At 68.8% G+C, this 15,502-nt stretch carries 18 protein-coding genes; 7 read left to right on the top strand and 11 right to left on the bottom strand.

The window, feature by feature from the left end:
* Positions 1-159 precede the first annotated feature (159 nt).
* Both ACU6XJ_RS12590 and ACU6XJ_RS12585 read left to right on the top strand, forming a co-directional pair.
* Positions 160-1,140, top strand: coding sequence for a hypothetical protein (locus tag ACU6XJ_RS12590; RefSeq protein ID WP_476313976.1), 981 nt, complete (start codon positions 160-162; stop codon positions 1,138-1,140).
* Between the two features lie 170 nt (positions 1,141-1,310).
* Positions 1,311-2,183, top strand: coding sequence for a 1,4-dihydroxy-2-naphthoate polyprenyltransferase (locus ACU6XJ_RS12585; protein ID WP_476310090.1), 873 nt, complete (start codon positions 1,311-1,313; stop codon positions 2,181-2,183).
* 84 nt (positions 2,184-2,267) lie between these two features.
* On the opposite strand, the gene ACU6XJ_RS12580 is transcribed toward ACU6XJ_RS12585, so the two are convergent.
* Both ACU6XJ_RS12580 and cds1 read right to left on the bottom strand, forming a co-directional pair.
* Positions 2,268-2,471, bottom strand: coding sequence for a hypothetical protein (locus ACU6XJ_RS12580; RefSeq protein ID WP_476310087.1), 204 nt, complete (start codon positions 2,469-2,471; stop codon positions 2,268-2,270).
* 24 nt (positions 2,472-2,495) lie between these two features.
* Positions 2,496-3,587 carry an L-cysteine desulfhydrase Cds1 gene (gene cds1 / locus ACU6XJ_RS12575; RefSeq protein ID WP_476310085.1) on the bottom strand — a complete coding sequence of 364 codons (1,092 nt, stop codon included), beginning with the start codon at positions 3,585-3,587 and terminating at the stop codon, positions 2,496-2,498.
* Between the two features lie 135 nt (positions 3,588-3,722).
* On the opposite strand from cds1, the gene ACU6XJ_RS12570 reads away from it, so the two are divergent.
* Entirely contained in the window at positions 3,723-4,280 is a 558-nt protein-coding gene (locus tag ACU6XJ_RS12570) for a DUF2017 family protein (protein WP_476310082.1), read from the top strand.
* Here ACU6XJ_RS12570 and ACU6XJ_RS12565 read toward each other — a convergent pair.
* Positions 4,277-5,098: an ABC transporter permease gene (locus ACU6XJ_RS12565; protein ID WP_476313974.1), complete on the bottom strand. Its 822-nt coding sequence runs from the start codon at positions 5,096-5,098 to the stop codon at positions 4,277-4,279. The two genes, ACU6XJ_RS12570 and ACU6XJ_RS12565, sit on opposite strands and share 4 nt — an antisense overlap.
* 2 nt (positions 5,099-5,100) lie before the next feature.
* Positions 5,101-6,126, bottom strand: coding sequence for an ATP-binding cassette domain-containing protein (locus ACU6XJ_RS12560; protein WP_476310079.1), 1,026 nt, complete (start codon positions 6,124-6,126; stop codon positions 5,101-5,103).
* A gap of 75 nt (positions 6,127-6,201) precedes the next feature.
* Between ACU6XJ_RS12560 and ACU6XJ_RS12555 the strand changes: the two genes are divergently transcribed.
* Positions 6,202-6,822, top strand: coding sequence for a TetR family transcriptional regulator (locus tag ACU6XJ_RS12555; RefSeq protein ID WP_476310076.1), 621 nt, complete (start codon positions 6,202-6,204; stop codon positions 6,820-6,822).
* A 203-nt stretch (positions 6,823-7,025) separates the two neighbouring features.
* On the opposite strand, the gene ACU6XJ_RS12550 is transcribed toward ACU6XJ_RS12555, so the two are convergent.
* Both ACU6XJ_RS12550 and ACU6XJ_RS12545 read right to left on the bottom strand, forming a co-directional pair.
* The gene (locus tag ACU6XJ_RS12550) at positions 7,026-7,304 is read right to left on the bottom strand and encodes a DUF4229 domain-containing protein (protein WP_476310073.1); all 279 of its coding nucleotides are present in this window, start codon (positions 7,302-7,304) and stop codon (positions 7,026-7,028) included.
* Entirely contained in the window at positions 7,304-7,807 is a 504-nt protein-coding gene (locus ACU6XJ_RS12545; protein ID WP_476310071.1) for an Lrp/AsnC family transcriptional regulator, read from the bottom strand. Before ACU6XJ_RS12545 ends, ACU6XJ_RS12550 begins: the two co-directional genes overlap by 1 nt.
* A gap of 219 nt (positions 7,808-8,026) precedes the next feature.
* Here ACU6XJ_RS12545 and ACU6XJ_RS12540 point away from each other — a divergent pair, with 219 nt between their 5' ends.
* On the top strand, positions 8,027-8,245 hold the full coding sequence (locus ACU6XJ_RS12540) for a BldC family transcriptional regulator (protein ID WP_476310068.1): 219 nt from the start codon (positions 8,027-8,029) through the stop codon (positions 8,243-8,245).
* 161 nt (positions 8,246-8,406) lie between these two features.
* Here the strand turns inward: ACU6XJ_RS12540 and ACU6XJ_RS12535 are convergent, their stop codons facing one another.
* The gene (locus ACU6XJ_RS12535) at positions 8,407-9,390 is read right to left on the bottom strand and encodes a LysR family transcriptional regulator (RefSeq protein WP_476310065.1); all 984 of its coding nucleotides are present in this window, start codon (positions 9,388-9,390) and stop codon (positions 8,407-8,409) included.
* A 537-nt stretch (positions 9,391-9,927) separates the two neighbouring features.
* Between ACU6XJ_RS12535 and ACU6XJ_RS12530 the strand changes: the two genes are divergently transcribed.
* Positions 9,928-10,122 (top strand): hypothetical protein, encoded by a 195-nt coding sequence (locus ACU6XJ_RS12530; protein WP_476310062.1) that lies wholly within the window; start codon positions 9,928-9,930, stop codon positions 10,120-10,122.
* A 12-nt stretch (positions 10,123-10,134) separates the two neighbouring features.
* Here ACU6XJ_RS12530 and ACU6XJ_RS12525 read toward each other — a convergent pair whose 3' ends face one another.
* The 4 genes from ACU6XJ_RS12525 to ACU6XJ_RS12510 all read right to left on the bottom strand — a co-directional run bounded on the left by ACU6XJ_RS12525 (position 10,135) and on the right by ACU6XJ_RS12510 (position 14,901).
* Entirely contained in the window at positions 10,135-11,469 is a 1,335-nt protein-coding gene (locus ACU6XJ_RS12525) for a MinD/ParA family ATP-binding protein (protein WP_476310059.1), read from the bottom strand.
* 122 nt (positions 11,470-11,591) lie between these two features.
* Complete coding sequence (ccsB, locus tag ACU6XJ_RS12520) at positions 11,592-12,575, bottom strand: c-type cytochrome biogenesis protein CcsB (protein WP_476310057.1); 984 nt, start codon at positions 12,573-12,575, stop codon at positions 11,592-11,594.
* The gene (resB, locus tag ACU6XJ_RS12515) at positions 12,575-14,143 is read right to left on the bottom strand and encodes a cytochrome c biogenesis protein ResB (RefSeq protein ID WP_476310055.1); all 1,569 of its coding nucleotides are present in this window, start codon (positions 14,141-14,143) and stop codon (positions 12,575-12,577) included. The genes ccsB and resB overlap by 1 nt, the downstream gene beginning before the upstream one ends.
* Complete coding sequence (locus ACU6XJ_RS12510; protein ID WP_476310052.1) at positions 14,143-14,901, bottom strand: cytochrome c biogenesis CcdA family protein; 759 nt, start codon at positions 14,899-14,901, stop codon at positions 14,143-14,145. The genes resB and ACU6XJ_RS12510 overlap by 1 nt, the downstream gene beginning before the upstream one ends.
* Before the next feature lie 135 nt (positions 14,902-15,036).
* Here ACU6XJ_RS12510 and ACU6XJ_RS12505 point away from each other — a divergent pair, with 135 nt between their 5' ends.
* Positions 15,037-15,489 carry a VOC family protein gene (locus ACU6XJ_RS12505; protein WP_476310049.1) on the top strand — a complete coding sequence of 151 codons (453 nt, stop codon included), beginning with the start codon at positions 15,037-15,039 and terminating at the stop codon, positions 15,487-15,489.
* Positions 15,490-15,502: the final 13 nt, after the last annotated feature.

Here is a 15,502-nt window from a genome sequence, read left to right as displayed (position 1 = left end):
GGTGCGGCAAATCCGAGGGCGGCGAACTTCAGCTCTTGGACTGTTGAAGAATTCACAGTGGACAGTGATGACAACAATATCCAGGTGACCGGCTCCGGGGTGCGGTTGACCCAGGATGAGATACCCCGCGGTGAAAGCAGCCCGACGGAGGTGAGCGGAATGCTGGTGCTGCCGCCCCGGGTGCTTTCCGCGCCCGTGAACCAGGTCGGTGCGACTCTCGGCACCACCGTGCCGCAGGAGTCGACTGCTGTCGTGGAGGCCCGGCCGAAGCGGGCCGACGGCGAGTGGGGCGAGTGGGTGACCGCGGGCTCAACGCCGGTTGCGCTCGGTGCGGAGACCTCCGAGGTGCAGGCCCGAATCGTGCTGACGGCCCCGAACCAGCAACGGACACCGACGGTCCGGCGTCTCGATCTGACCGCCTCGCTGCTGTCGGGCGCAGGCCCGACCGCGACGCCGGTGCAGAGCTTCCGGGTGTTCGCCACCAGGGAAGGGCTGGCGGGCGGCAGGACCGCGAACGGGCACATCATCAGGGAGCGCGATCACTTCGTGGCACTGCCCTCCCGCAGCGCGCTCGCGGTGCGCGGCAACGGCGCGTACTCGGTGCGGGTGTGCGCGGGCAACGGCCGCTGCGCGTGGGCGCCGGTGTGGGACATCGGGCCGTGGAACACCAGGGACAACTACTGGGGCAGGCCGCGGCAGATGTGGCAAGACCTTCCGCAGGGGCAGCCGCAGTCACAAGCGGCCTACCAGGACGGCTACAACGGCGGCAAGGACCAGTACGCCAGGAAGGTGAAGAACCCGGCAGGCATCGACCTCGGCGACGGGGTCTTCTGGGACGCGTTGCTGCTCAAGACCAACTCGTGGGTGACGGTCACCTACCTGTGGACCGGACCTGGCCCTTACGGCACGGTCCGCACGGTGGACGGCGGTCCGCTGGCGGTCCGGAGTGGACCGTCGGCCTCGGCGCCGGTCACCGGGATGGCGGGCGACCACGCCAAGGTGCTGCTCGAGTGCCGGACCACCGGCCAGCAGGTCACGGGCTCGCAGGGCACCTCGGCCAGTTGGCTGCGGATCGGGAAGAACTCTTTCGTGCCACGCGCCGCGCTGCTGGTGCCACCGGGTGCTCGGCCGGTCTGCTGATACGCGAAACCGCATCATGCCGACCCGCGTCGACATCATGCGCCCCTGGGGGGTCATGGTGTCGACGCAGGGGGTAGGGCGTGCTGAGGTTCCCCCGTCTTTCAGGGTGGCAGAGGGTGGGGCGGGGGTGGGGGACGGCGCCCGAGCAGGCATGTCGCAGGATATGGGGCATGGCCACGCTGAGTGAGTGGGTGGAGGGGGCGCGACCGCGCACGCTGCCCAATGCGATCGCGCCGGTTCTGGTGGGGGCCGGGGCCGCCGCGGGGAGCGACGGGTTCGTGTGGTGGATGTCGCTGCTGGCCTTGGTGGTGTCGTTGGCGCTGGTCATCGGGGTGAACTACGCCAACGACTATTCGGATGGCATTCGCGGCACGGACGACAACCGGGTGGGTCCGGTTCGGCTGGTGGCCACGCGGCTGGCTCGGCCTGGGCAGGTCAAGGCGGCGGCGTTCGCGAGTTTCGCGGTGGCGCTGATCGCGGGCGGGCTGTTGATCTTCGCTTCGGGGTATTGGGCGCTGGGTGTGCTGGGGCTGCTGTGCGTCGCGGCGGCGTGGTTCTACACCGGCGGCAAGCGGCCCTACGGGTATGCGGGCCTTGGTGAGGTCGCGGTGTTTCTGTTCTTCGGGCCGGTCGCGGTGCTGGGCACCCAGTTCGTGCAGGCCGACCAGATCAGCGGGGTCGGGATCGGCGGGGCGGTGGGTGTCGGCGCCTTCTCGGCGGCGGTGCTGGTGGCCAACAACCTGCGCGACATCCCGACCGACGAGGCCACCGGCAAGCAGACGCTCGCGGTGATGCTCGGTGACGCCGACACCCGCAGCCTCTACGTGGCGCTGGTGATTGTGCCGTTCCTGCTCACCACGCTGCTCGGCTTCAACCTTCCGTTGGCGCTGGCGGGATTCCTCGCGGTGCCGCTGATCGTGCCCGCGGCACGGACCATCGTCGGCGGCCTGCGGGGCAGGGCGTTGATCGCCGTGCTGAAGCAGACCGGCCTGGCCATGCTCGCCTGGTCCGCGGTCACCGCACTGGCACTGGCCATCGGCTGACAAACGCCGAAACTCGCCGAAGATTCACTGGACACGGTCCGCCGTGGCGAGCCGGGTGAGCGTGCCTGCTGGGATCGGGGCTGGTCACCAGGCGTCGCGGAGGATTGGACGGTCGCCGTGGTCGTCATCGTCGTCGCGGCGTGTAGGCGGCGGAGGCTCCGGGGCGAGGTCGTCGGCTTCCAGGCGGTCGATCGCTCTCTTCAGGGCGTCGTCGGCGTGGCTGAGGGCTGCGTCCAGCGCGGCTTGGGCGGCACGGACCTCGGGACTCGCCCACGATTGGTCACCCATACCTGTCAGACGAACCGGCGCAGCCTAGGGTTCCGGCCATTCACCGGTGGCGTGGAAGGCGGCCAACGTGTCCATAAAGGACTCCAGCGCGAGTCCTTCGGCGGCGAGCCAGGAGTCGTTGTAGTAGGTGTTGGCGTAGCGCTCGCCGCCGTCGCACAGCAGCGTTACCACGCTGCCTTGCTCGCCTGCGGCGCGGAGTTCGGCGACCAGCTGGAACGCCGCCCAGAGGTTTGTGCCGGTGGAGCCGCCGACTCGGCGACCGAGCACGTTCTCGGCGTAGCGGATGGCCGCGATCGAGGCGGCGTCGGGCACCGCGAACATGCGGTCGATGACGTGGGGCAGGAACGAGGGCTCGACCCGGGGGCGGCCGATGCCTTCGATGCGGGAGCCTCGGGTGCCGACCACGTCGTCGCGGCCTTGGGTCCAGGCGTTGAAGAACACCGAGTGCTCGGGATCGGCGACCGCCAGCCTGCTGCGGTGTCGCCGGTAGCGGATGAAGCGGCCGATGGTGGCCCCGGTGCCGCCGGTGCCCGCGCCGACCACGATCCACTCCGGATCGGGATGCCGTTCCAGGGTGAGCTGCGAGAAGATCGATTCGGCGATGTTGTTGTTGCCGCGCCAGTCCGTGGCGCGCTCGGCGTAGGTGAACTGGTCCATGAAGTGGCCGCCCAGGTCCACTGCCAGCCGCCGGGACTCGTCGTAGATGGCGCCGGGCTCGTCGACGAAATGACAGCGGCCGCCCTGGTGCTCGATGAGGGCGATCTTCTCGCCGCTGGTGGAACGCGGCATCACCGCGATGAACGGCAGGTTCAGCAGCCGCGCGAAGTAGGCCTCCGACACCGCGGTCGAACCGGAGGACGCCTCGATCACCGGCATGCCCTCCCGGACCCAGCCGTTGCAGATCGCGTAGAGGAACAGCGACCGCGCCAACCGGTGCTTCAGCGATCCGGTCGGATGGGTGGACTCGTCCTTGAGGTAGAGGTCGACGCCCCATTCCGCGGGCAGCGGGTAACGCAGCAGGTGGGTGTCGGCGCTGCGGTTGGCGTCCGCGTCGATCACCCGGACCGCCTCGCTGACCCAGCCTCGCGTCTTCTCACAACCTCGGTCGACGTGCACGTGGCGCAGCGTAGACGGCCGACAGGCCCAATATCTGTTGATACCGCGGGGATAACACCAGTCGATATCGGACCCGGCTGAATTCGACTCCGGCACTACTGGCAAGTTGGGGTGCGGCCCGTCGATCATTGGGTGGTGAGTGGCGCCGTGATTTGTTGGGATCGCACCGAGGACGTGATCATCGGCACGTTCCTCCGCTGGCAGCTGGACTGGCTGCGCCACCACTTCGTCGCGCTCGAAGAGGTGCTCGACCTGCGGGTCGGCGAGTACACCACGGACTACCCGCTCGGCGAGATCATCGGCGTCGCGCTGCCGCGGGTGCCCACTGAGGATGCCGTGCTGCGGGCGCTGATCGGCTACTACATGCCCGAGGAGCCCGCCGAGGTCCAGCTGCTGTGGGAGCCCGAGCTGTTCGAGCAGCTTCGGCTGGCGATCCGGGAGGGCATCGAGCTGATCCCGGCCGACGGCGGCACCGTGCTGTTGCACGATGCCACCGACCTGACCAGCTGGCTGTGGAGCATCGAGGCCCTCGGGGTGGCCACCGCGACCGCCGCGGGCAGGCCCGAACTGCTGGACCAGCCGCTGTGCTTCGACCTCGCCGATGACGCCTGCTACGTGGTGAGCTGGCTGCGCGACATCTTCGAGGCGCTGACCGAGGTCGCCTACACCAACTCGACCCCGGTGAGCGATTAGATCGTGCGGTAGCGGCGCACCGCGAGCGGCCAGCACACCAGCAGGATCACCGTGCAGGAGATCAGCGTGGCGAGCACCGGGTGCTGGAGCATCCAGACGTCCGGCGCGGGCGGCGCGGGATTGCCGAAAAGTTGCCGTTCCGCGCTGACCATCGCGCTGACCGGGTTGTGGTCGGCCACCCAGCGCAGCCAGGACGGCATGCGAGAGGTGTCGGCGTAGCCGTTGCTGAGGAACACCATCGGGAAGAGCACCGCGGTCGCGATCTGCGGCACCGCGGCCGGGTTGCGGACCAGCATGCCGAGCAGGGCGCCGAACCACACCAGGCTGTAGGCGATCAGCAGCAGCAGACCGAAGGCCGCCACCGTCTCCCAGAACGTGCCGCGCACCCGCCAGCCGATCAGCAGACCGCACAGCACCATCACGGTGAGGCCGATCGTCGACTCGGCCACATCGCCGACGGTTCGTCCCACCAGCACCGCCGATCGCGACATCGGCAGCGAGCGGAACCGGTCGATCAGCCCCGCCTGCAAATCCGTGGCCAGGCCTGCCCCGGTGAACACGGACACGAAGATCGCGGACTGGACGAAGATCACCGCCATCAGGTACTCGCGGTAGTTCACGCCGGGGATCTCGATGGCGCTGCCGAAGACGAAGGCGAAGAGCAGCACGAACATCAGCGGTTGGAAGGTCGCGGCGCCGAGGCGTTCCGGCACCCGCGGGATCTGCCGCAGGTTGCGGCCGATCATCACGATGGAATCGTTGAGAATCCAGCTCAGTTTGGCCCAGGGTCCGAAGGGACGCTGGGCGCTGATCACCATGGTCACGGCCTCGTCCCCCCGCGGCTGCCGCTGGGGTGGGTCACGCCGTTGGCGCTGGGCTCCTGCTTGCTGCCCGTGAGGCCGAGGAAGACCTCGTCCAGGCTCGGCCTCCGCAACGCGGCCGCCGCCACGTCGATGTTTGCCACTTGGAGGACGCGCATCGCCTCCGTAAGGGTCCGGACCCCCTCGGCCGGCACCGTAAGCCTGCCCACCACCGGGTCGACGGTGACGTCCTTCCCCAGCAACACCTGAAGCAGGCACCGGCTTGTCTCCACAATCTGCGGGTGTGGCGTTGCCAGCTCGACCTCGAGCTCCAGTCCACCAACCTGTTGCTTGAGCTGCGCCGACGTGCCGTCGGCAATCACCCGTCCATGGTCGATGACGACGATTCGATCGGCAAGCTGGTCAGCCTCTTCCAAGTACTGAGTTGTCAGCAGAACAGTGGTTCCGCCGTCGACCAGCTCCTTGATTGTTGCCCAGACCTCGATTCTGCTGCGTGGGTCAAGCCCCGTGGTCGGTTCGTCCAGCACCAGCAGCGGCGGCGCGACGACCAGGCTGGCCGCCAGGTCCAGCCGCCTGCGCATACCGCCGGAGAAGCCCTTGACCAGCGAGTCGGCCCGGTCGTCGAGCCGGAAGCGGTCCAGCAGCTCCTCGGCGCGGACCCTGGCCTGCTTGGTCCGCAGCCGGGACAGCCTGCCGATCATGACCAGGTTCTCCTTGGCGGTGAGCAGTTCGTCCACCGCCGCGTACTGACCGGTCAGGCCGATGCGGCTGCGCACCTCGTCCGGCTGCCGCACCACGTCGAAGCCGTCCACCATGGCCCGGCCGGAGTCCGGGCGCAGCAGCGTGCTGATCACCCGGACCGTTGTCGTCTTGCCCGCGCCGTTGGGCCCGAGCAGGCCCAGCACGGTCCCCCGCGGTACTTGCAGCTCAATCCCGTCAAGAGCCTGCGTCTCGCCGAAGCGTTTTCGCAGGCCCTCGACCACGACGAGTGGCCTGGTGCCCCCGCCATGCCCCAGTGATGTCATGCGACCACTGTAACCACAGCGAGTGAAAACTTACAACCAGTGTAATTTCTCTCGCGGTGAACTATACTGGCAGGCGTGCCAGATCCGGGGCTGAGGGAACGCAAGAAGCAGCGCACGAGGGAAATCATCGCGCACACCGCGAAGAAGCTCTTCCTGGAACGGGGATTCGCGCACGTCACGGTGGCCGAGATCGCCGAGGCGGCCGAGGTCTCGGTGAAGACCGTCTTCAACTACTTCCCGACCAAGGAAGACCTTTTCGTCCAGGACGACGAGACCTTCGCCGACCAACTCCGCCAGGTCATGCGCGAACGCCCGCCGGGCGCCTCCGCGATGGAGGGCTGGAAGGCGTTGATGACAGTGCGGATGGCCCAGGCCGAGGACTTCTCCATGGCCGAGACCAGGCGGGTCATGGACGAGTTGCGGAGCAACCCGTCGCTGATCGCCAAACAACGGCAGATCAACGCCCACTACCAGCAGGTGCTGGCAAGTGTGCTGGCCGAGGAGACGGGCAAGGACGTCATGGATGTCGAGCCCCAGGTCGCCGCCGCCGCCATGTACGGCACGCTGACCGCGCTCTTCGAACGGCTCATCCATCACGAGACCGTCGACCGCGACCAGTGGCAGGTTTGGGTGGACCAGGCCATGTCGTTCCTGGAGTTCGGTCTGGCGAGCTACGCGGTGAAGCTCCGCGCCTGACCGGGACGTGACCAGCGTCGCAACGCGAATCTGAAAAGTGATTCGCGTTTTGGCTGTCCGATTCCTAACGAATGCTCTCCCCGAGGGCACGAGCCTGCCCTGGGGGATTTGTATTCACCAAGAATGAGTCAAGAAGCCGTCCGGCTACGACAGTCACGGGATGTAACGGACATCCGTGTCCGAACTCACCGTAACCCCGAGATTCAGCCCTCGCCGCGGAGCTTCGCGCGCAGCGCGTCCCGCCGCGCCTTGCGCTCGGCAAGGCCTTGCGCCACCCGCCTGCGGAGATCACCGAGCACGAACAGCGAGAGCGGCATCATCACCACGATCGCCACCGCCAAGGCCACCAGCAGCGGCACCTTGAACAGCATCAGCACCACCGCGAAGACCGCCACCATGGCCAGCCTGCCCAGTGTGTACAGCGTCAGATCGCGGCCGAGGGCGGTCCGCCGACCGCTCGATTCGGCTGTGCTCACGCTCATCAGACTACGTCCTCGCCGAGTGCGGGCTTGCCGGGTTTGGCCTTGGGTTCCGGCTCCAACTGGGGGGTGTTGGGCCTGCCCTCGAAGCGGGTGGACAGCACCACGGTGGTCCTGGTCCTGGCCACCCCGGTGATGCGCCGCAGCCTGCCCAGGGTGCGTTCCAGCTCGTCGACGGTGGGCACCCGGACCTTCACCACGAAGGCCTCCTCGCCCGCCACCGCGTAGCAGGACTCGACCTCGGGCAACTCGCCGAGCGAGACCGCGATGGCATCGTCGTCGCCGGTGTCGCTCGGCTCGATGCCGACCAGCGCGGTCACCCCGAGGCCGACGGTGCTCGGGTCGACTATCGCGTGGTAGCCGATGATCACACCGGCCGCTTCCAGCTTGCCGACCCGCTCGTGCACCGCCGAGGGCGAAAGGCCGACCTGCCTGCCGAGGTCGGCGTAGGTCGCCCGCCCGTTGGCCCGCAGGGCGGCGATGATCTGGCGATCAACGGAGTCCATGGCCCGACAGCCTACGAGGCCGTCGACACCGGCCCGCCGTAGGACACCGCCCCCGTGTTTTGAATACGCAGCGTTTCCATAAACTGTCCGGTAGCGGCCTTTTCGTCCCTTACTCACCCTTTACTTTCACCCAAGCGTTCGAGTACCTGACGGGTGACGTGTCACGATGTGGTCACGATGTACGTGAAGCCGCATTCTGCTCAACCGAGGAGGTAGCCGGTGACCGCAACAGCTCAGTCCCATGAGGAACTTGGCGAGCAGCTGCTCACGCCGAGCGAAGTGGCCAGTCTGTTCCGAGTCGACCCCAAGACCGTGACCCGGTGGGCCACCGCGGGCCGGATCGGTTCCATCCGCACCCCGGGTGGGCACCGCCGGTTCCGGGAGTCCGAGGTCAAGGCACTGCTCGCCAACCTCACCACCGAGGCGGGCGGGGCCTGATCCCGCTGTAGACCAGCGGGCACTTGGCTGCTCTGCCTGCGGATGGCGAGTCGGTAAACGCGTCGCGGGCGAAGCGCGGGAACACACTCAGGCCGTGTTTCCCGCCCTCGCCGCGCGAACGCTCCCCCGACCGACAATCCGCAGGGCAGCGGCCGAGAAGCTCAGTCGAGTTTGGGATGCACCTCGGGGTGCGTCGACCACCAGTAGGCGAACGACGGGTTCACGTCGACAAGGCCGAGGTAGGCCTCGACGGCCGCGCGCCGCATCATCTCCCCGTCCACCGCGCCGCGGTCGGACCAGACGACATCCAGCCTCCGCGAGATCGGATCGCCGGCCAGCGGCCGCACCCGGATACCGAACCCCTCCGTCGAGGTGGCCTGCGCGAGGCTCACGCACTGCCCACTGGAGACGAAGCCGCGGGCGGCGGCGACCTCGGTGGCGTGGTGGCGGATCTGCGGGACGAACCCGGCCGCCTGGCAGGCGGTGCGCAGGTGCGACGACTCCCCGGAATCCTGCAGCGGATCGGTGATCCACGACTCGTCCGCGAGGTCGGCCAGTTCGATGACCTGCCGGTCGGCCAGCCGGTGGTGCTCGGCCAGCGCCACGAAGACCGGCTCTCGCCTGATCATCTCGGTGCGCTGCACCCCGGGCACCTGGGGAAGCTCGTGACCGGAGAACTCCTCCACGATCGCCGCGTCCAGCCGGTCGGCGCCGATCAGCCGCAGCAGCGCCAGCGAGGACTGCTCCACGTGGCTGTGCACCTCGGTCTCGCCCATTACGCCGGGGGCTGCGGACAGCCTGCGACGCAGGCACAGCGCCAGTCTGGCGATGATCGGGCCGGGCACCCCGCCGATGCGGATCACGCGTTGGCGGTGCTCCCCGGTTTGTCTACGGGCGTCCGGCCGCAACTCGGCCATCTCGGCGAGGACGGTACGGGCCTTGGCGAGGACGAACCGGCCGAAGGCCGTCGGTTCGACACCACTGGGTGACCGCTCGAACAGCTGAGCGCCCATCACGCGCTCGATCCGCTTGAGCTGACCTGACAACGAGGGCTGGGACAGACCCAGCTTGGCGGCAGCCTTGGAAACACTGCCCACATCGGCGACTGTCACCAGTACGCGGAGGTGCCGTACCTCAAGCTCCATAGTTTAGGAACTATAACCTGTTCGCATGTACAAGCACCAGGTTTTGCTCAGAAATTCTGCAACAAATCTTACGCACGGTCAGCATACCGCGACGGCGGCGGCAAATCGATCTTTCGATAGGCGGGAGATCGGCTTCCGTAGGTGACAGCCGTTCTGCCTGCTCGTTACCGTCGCCTCACCCGTTCAGCCCAACGACCGGCGGACGTACCAGCGGAAACCGCTACCCACCGGGCATGAGCGGCCGAAAGTCGACTTTCGTTGACCCGTCAACCGCCGTTCAGGGTGATTCACCTGCCGCGTTTGCCGCGAACGACTCTCATCAAGCAAGCTCTGTAAGCTGTCTCAACATCATTTCGCCGCCGATGTTATGGCCTCGGACCAGCCAGGATTGGCCCAGACCACCGGACGGACACGCAGGCTCGGCTGGGATTCGAGAGTGGGGCCGCGACGTGACCGTCGTCTTACCCACCGCTGCGTACCCTGGGAAGGGCTAGCCTCGTCGGACGGCGTCATCGAAGGAACTTGGGAGGTGCGGCGATGCTCTACATCCTGGCCGCTATCGGCTTCGTGAGCCTGGCTGTGCTGGCCTGGCGTGCCTTCGGCCCGCAGCCGGTCAAGCCGACCAAGCCGACGACGCTGGCGCCGGACGACGACCCGGACTTCCTGCGCCGCCTCGGTGAGCGCGCCAGGGAGCAGCGCCGCAAGAAGCCGGGTGACAACCCGGCGGGCTGAGCCGCCGGGGGGCTAGTGGGCGCGGCTGCGGCTGATCGCGTGCGGGAAGTCGTCGGCCACGGTGGCGGCCAGTTCCAGCAGGGCGAGCCGGGTGGCGGGCGCCAGCTGGTCAAGCTCGATCTCCGCGCCCTCTTCCAGATGCTCGTCGAAGGGCAGCCTGCACACCGCCCGGCAACGCGCCGCGAAGTGCTGCGCGAGCCGGTCGAGGTCCACCTTGCCCGACTTGGGCCGCACCGAGTTGATCACCGCGACGGACCGGGACACCAGGTCGCCGTAGCCGTGGGCGTCCAGCCAGTCCAGCGTGGCCGATGCGCTGCGGGCGCCGTCCACCGAACCGGAGGACACGATCACCAACGAGTCGGCGACGTCCAACACGCCCTTCATCGCGGAGTGCATCAGTCCGGTGCCGCAGTCGGTCAGCACGATGTTGTAGAAGTGCTCCAGCAGCCGCACGGTGCGCCGGTAGTCCTCCTCGCTGAACGCCTCCGACACCGCCGGGTCCTGCTCACTGGCCAGCACCTCGAGCCTGCTCGGCCCCTGCGAGGTGTAGGACCGCACATCGCTGTACTTGGTGATCCGCGAAGCGTCGCGGAGCAGGTGCCGCACGGTGGCCGTGGTCTCCAGCGGGATCTTCTGGCTCAGCGTGCCGCGGTCGGGGTTGGCGTCCACCGCGACAACCCGGTCCCCGCGCAGCGAGGAGAACGTGGAGCCCAGCGTGGTGGTGGTCGTGGTCTTGCCGACCCCGCCCTTGAGGCTCAGCATCGCGATCTTGTAGCAGCCGTGCAGCGGCTGGTTGACCCGCGCGATGAGCTCCCTGCGACGCAGGTCCTCCTGGCTTTCGCCGAGGTTGATGGCACCGCCGCTGACGCTGTAGAGCGTCTTGCGCCACCCGGTCTGCGGTGGCCGCTTGGTCTGGCGGATCAGCCGCGCCGAGGACAGCTCGTCACCGTGGGCGGCGTGCCTGCCGCCGGGGCGACCCGGCGGCCGCTGGTACTGCCCGAAGCCCTGGCCGGGCACCTGCTGCGGGCCCGACGGGGTCGGCTCGACGTACTGCGGGCCGGACTGGCCGCCGCCGATCTGGTGCGGACCCGAACCGCCGACCGGGTAGGGCCCTGAGGTGGCGCCGGGCACGGCGTAGGGGCCGGAACCGCCGACAGGATAGGGGCCTGAGGTGTTGCCCTGGGTCGGGTAGGGGCCGGACTGCGTGCCGGGCGCCGGGTACTGCTCGGCATCGGGGTCGACGTAGGAGGGCGTGGGATGCGGCTCGGACGGGCCGCCGCCGACGGACTGCGGACCGGAGGTGTTGGCGTCCTGGTACGGACCCGACGGTTCAACCTGGCCGCTCACAGTGCTGCCTCCCGCGAAGGTTGCTCCCGACCTGACAACCTGGACGTTAGCCGTATGAGCCGCGGTGAGTCGAACCGGGCTCGGCGTGGTTGTGAGGCTTCACCCAGTCGAAATGCACCGCCTCAGACCCCGGCGTAGGAGTGCAAACCGGCGGTCACGAGGTTGATGAAGAACAGGTTGAACACGGTGAGCGCGAAGCCCAGGATGTTGACCATCGCGGCCCGCCTGCCCCGCCAGCCCGCGGTCGCCCTGGCGTGCAGATACGCCGCGTAGACGACCCAGGCGATGAAGGCCACCGTCTCCTTGGGGTCCCAGCCCCAGTAGCGGCCCCAGGCCGCCTCGGCCCAGATGGCGCCGCAGATGATGCCGAAGGTGAGCAGCGGGAAGGCGAACACCGTGCTGCGGTAGGCGAGCCGGTCCAGCGTGTCGGCCGAGGGCAGCCGGGAGGCGAACCCGCCGGTCTTGCCGCCGCCCGCCTCGAAGGAGGCGCGGCGCAGGTAGAGCACGCTGGCGACGCCGGAGACCATGAACACGCCGCTGGCGATGATGGCGGCGGAGACGTGGATGATGATCCAGTACGAGCGCAGCGCGGGCAGCAGCGGCGCGGCCTCGGCGTAGAGGTAGGTGCCCGCGAGGAACAGCAGGATGGTCATCGGCAGCAGCACATAGGCGCCGAGGTGGCGCAGCGGGGCGCCTTCGGCGTCGGCGGTGCGGGCGTTGCGGTGCAGCAGGTACAGCCAGGCGATGACCGCGGCGAGGCAGACCGCCGAGATGTACTCGTACATGTTGCCCCACGGCACCCGGCCGACGGACAGTCCGCGCAGGGTCAGCGACACCAGGTGCACCAGCGCGGCCAGCACGGTCAGCGCGATGCCCATCCGGCCGAACCGCTCCGGCCGGGACCGCTGGGGCCGCTCGGCCCTGACCGGCTGCTCCAGCGGGGGCGCGGGCACCGGTCCGGCGGCCACCAGTTCCCGTTCCCTGCGCACCGCGGGGCGGCCGAAGGCCAGTTCGGCGGCGTGCAGCATGAAAGCGAACAGGTAGACCACGAGTGCGCTGGAGTAGGCCCAGTCGCTGTAGACCGCCAGTGTCTGGTTGACCTGCATCAACTGTCCTTCCTGCCGCCGAGCAGGTCGGCGGAGAGCCTGCCGAACTCCTCGCCGTATCCCGCCTGGTCGGTGCGGGCCAGCCCGCCGACCTCGATCACGGTACGTCCGGCACCGTCCGCGTCGGCTGCCGGGGTGGCCCGCAGCCAGACGCGCCGTCGCTTGATGGTCAGGGAGAGGCCGAGCCCCAGAATCACCAGGATGCTGAACAGCAGGACGCCCTGTTGCCCAGGGTCGTGGGAGACCTGGAGCCCCACCCAGCGGTCGACGCCGTCGAAGCGGATCCTGGTGCCGTCCTCCAGCGTGGTGTCCTTGCCGAGCGGCAGGTTCACGCTGGTCACCTGCTTGAGCCGCCCGGCGGTCACCATCGACTGGTCGATCTCGAAGATGGACTGCCCGCGGCCCGACTCGTTGCCGAGGTCACCGCGGAACACCCTGATCGCCACCGCGGGATCGAGCAGTTCCGGTGAGCCGGAGGTGAGCAGCGTGCCGTCGAAGGACGCGGTCGGCGCGAACAGCCCGACGATCGCCAACTGGGTCTTGCGCCGCTGCTCGGGGTCGGTCACGCCAGGGGTGTCGAGCTTGATCGCGCCCTCGGAGAGCATCGAGGGGTCGGAGTTGCGCCACTGGATCTGCCCGGTGCGCTGTGTGCCGTCGGGGAAGGTCACCACGAACCGGGGCGCGAACCCGTGGTCCAGCAGGTACACCCGCTCACCCTGAAGCCGCAGCGGCGAGTTGACCTCCAGCTGGTGGCTGTCCCAGCGGCCGCTCGCCAGCGCGTCCTCGCCCTGGTACTCCAGGTCGGCGCGGAAGCCGTCGACCTGGCCGCCCGGCAGGTAGCGCACATCGAAAGAGTTGGCGCGCAGGCAGAACGGGGTGAGCTTGGTGCCGTCGACGCGCAGGCCGGGGCGGAAGGTGTCGTAGTTGAGCAGTCCGGTGTTGCAGAACTCCTGCTTGCCGTCGGCCACCACGATGACCTGGCCCTCGTAACCGAACAGCTTGCCGATCGCGAAGAACACCAGCAGCCCGACGAGGGAGAGGTGGAAGACCAGGTTGCCGGTCTCCCGCAGGTACCCGCGCTCCGCGCTGACCGTGACCGCGCCGCCCGGCTCCTCGCGGCGGGTCAGCCGCCAGCCCTTCAGCCGCCGCTGCGCGGTGTCGGCTGCCTGCTCCGGCGTCACGTCCGCGGTGGATGTCGCGAAGTGCGGCAGGCGACTGAGGTTGCGCGGGGTGAGGACCGGCTTCGCGCGCATCTGCTTGGCGTACTCCCAGGTGCGGGGCACCAGGCAGCCGATGAGCGAGATGAACAGCAGCAGGTAGATGGAGGCGAACCAGACGCTGGCGAAAACCTCGAAGAAGCCCAGCCGCTCCAGCCACTCGCCCAGTTGCGGGTGATCCCGCCGGTACTGGGCGACCTTGTCGGCGTTCAGCGAGTACTGCGGCAGCAGCGCGCCGGGCAGCGCGGCCATGGCCAGCAGGAACAGCAGGATCAGGGCGGTGCGCATGCTGGTCAGCCCGCGCCAGGTGTTGCGCGCGAACGCCCACGCGTCGGACAGCCGGACCGGCATCAGATCGGCGTCTCGAAGTCGCTGATGGGGTTGCGGAGCATGGCGATGAGGTCCCCCCACAGGCCGGTGACGAGCAGGGTGCCCACCACGAGCAGCAGCACCCCGCCGGTGATCTGGATGGCCCGCCCGTGATCGCGCAGCCAGGCCGCCGCCGACACCGCCCGGCCCGCGCCGACGGCGAGCAGCACGAACGGGACGCCGAGCCCGGCGCAGTAGGCGAGCAGCAGGATCACGCCGCGGCTGCCGCTGCCCACCGCGACGCTCATCACGGCCGTGAGCATCGGCCCGAGGCAGGGCGTCCAGCCGAGCCCGAACAACGCGCCGAGCACGGGGGCGCCCGCCAGCCCGATCCTGGGCACCCGGTGCGAGCGGAACTCCCGCTGCATGCCGGGCACCAGCCCGACGAACACCAAGCCCATGAAGATGGTCAGCACCCCGCCGATGCGCTGCAACAGGTCCTCGTTGCGCAGCAGGGCGTCGGCGACGCCGATGATGCCCAGCGGCACCACCACGAACACCGCGGTGAACCCGGCGACGAACAGCCCCGCCGCCCCCGCGAGCCGCCAGCGCCCCTGCGGCCGGGGCTCGTCCGAGGTCACCGCGGGCGCCTGCGCACCGACCAGCCCGGCCAGGTACGACAGGTAGCCCGGCACCAGCGGAACGACACAGGGCGAGGCGAAGCTGACCGCCCCGGCGAGCAGCGCGACCCCGGTGGCCAGCAACAGCGGCCCGGAGACGGCAAGCTCTTCCAGGTTCACAACGATCCAGGGTAGGCAGTGACCCAGATCGCACTGCCCGCGGGTCGTTTCCACCCTTCCGGGCAAGAAGTCCCCACCCGTCCGCCCGTTGCGCTGACCCTCGGAGTGTCGGTGCCTGGCGGTATAACCACCGGCATGGCACTGCACTGGAAGCTGGTCATCGACAGCAGGGACGCGCCGGCGCTCGCGGATTTCTGGGCGGCCGCGCTGGAGTACGAGGTGGAGGACCAGAGCACGCTTATCGACAATCTGCTGGCGGTGGGTCACGTCAGCGAGGAGGCGGTCGCCGAGCACCGGGGTAAGCGGATCTTCCGTGGGTACGCGGCGATCCGTCACCCCGACGATCCCTACGACGAGGCCACCGGCGTGGGTGCGGGAAGGCGGCTGCTCTTCCAGGACGTTCCGGAGGGCAAGACCGGCAAAAACCGGCTGCACATCGATATCCACAGCGAGCCGGGCGGGCTTGACGCGCTGGTGGAACGGCTGGAGGGGCTGGGCGCCACCCGTGTCCGTGAGGTGGACCAAGGGCCTGCCGGGCGGTGGTGGATCATGCGGGACCCGGAGGGCAACGAGTTCGACGCCGCCTAGCTTGTGGGCGGGC

The organism is Actinorectispora metalli, assembly GCF_056323685.1.
Note: the sequence above shows the minus strand (reverse complement) of the source record. Positions and strands in the feature narration are given on the sequence as shown.

Coding starts and splice junctions, on each gene's coding strand:
- ACU6XJ_RS12530 (WP_476310062.1), top strand. CDS start 9,928: ATGCTCTACATCCTGGCCGCTATCGGCTTCGTGAGCCTGGCTGTGCTG.
- ACU6XJ_RS12590 (WP_476313976.1), top strand. CDS start 160: ATGCTGGTGCTGCCGCCCCGGGTGCTTTCCGCGCCCGTGAACCAGGTC.
- ACU6XJ_RS12565 (WP_476313974.1), bottom strand. CDS start 5,098: ATGGTGATCAGCGCCCAGCGTCCCTTCGGACCCTGGGCCAAACTGAGC.
- resB (WP_476310055.1), bottom strand. CDS start 14,143: ATGCCGGTCCGGCTGTCCGACGCGTGGGCGTTCGCGCGCAACACCTGG.
- ACU6XJ_RS12580 (WP_476310087.1), bottom strand. CDS start 2,471: ATGGGTGACCAATCGTGGGCGAGTCCCGAGGTCCGTGCCGCCCAAGCC.
- ACU6XJ_RS12585 (WP_476310090.1), top strand. CDS start 1,311: ATGGCCACGCTGAGTGAGTGGGTGGAGGGGGCGCGACCGCGCACGCTG.
- ccsB (WP_476310057.1), bottom strand. CDS start 12,575: ATGCAGGTCAACCAGACACTGGCGGTCTACAGCGACTGGGCCTACTCC.
- ACU6XJ_RS12535 (WP_476310065.1), bottom strand. CDS start 9,390: ATGGAGCTTGAGGTACGGCACCTCCGCGTACTGGTGACAGTCGCCGAT.
- ACU6XJ_RS12550 (WP_476310073.1), bottom strand. CDS start 7,304: ATGAGCGTGAGCACAGCCGAATCGAGCGGTCGGCGGACCGCCCTCGGC.
- ACU6XJ_RS12560 (WP_476310079.1), bottom strand. CDS start 6,126: ATGACATCACTGGGGCATGGCGGGGGCACCAGGCCACTCGTCGTGGTC.
- ACU6XJ_RS12505 (WP_476310049.1), top strand. CDS start 15,037: ATGGCACTGCACTGGAAGCTGGTCATCGACAGCAGGGACGCGCCGGCG.
- ACU6XJ_RS12545 (WP_476310071.1), bottom strand. CDS start 7,807: ATGGACTCCGTTGATCGCCAGATCATCGCCGCCCTGCGGGCCAACGGG.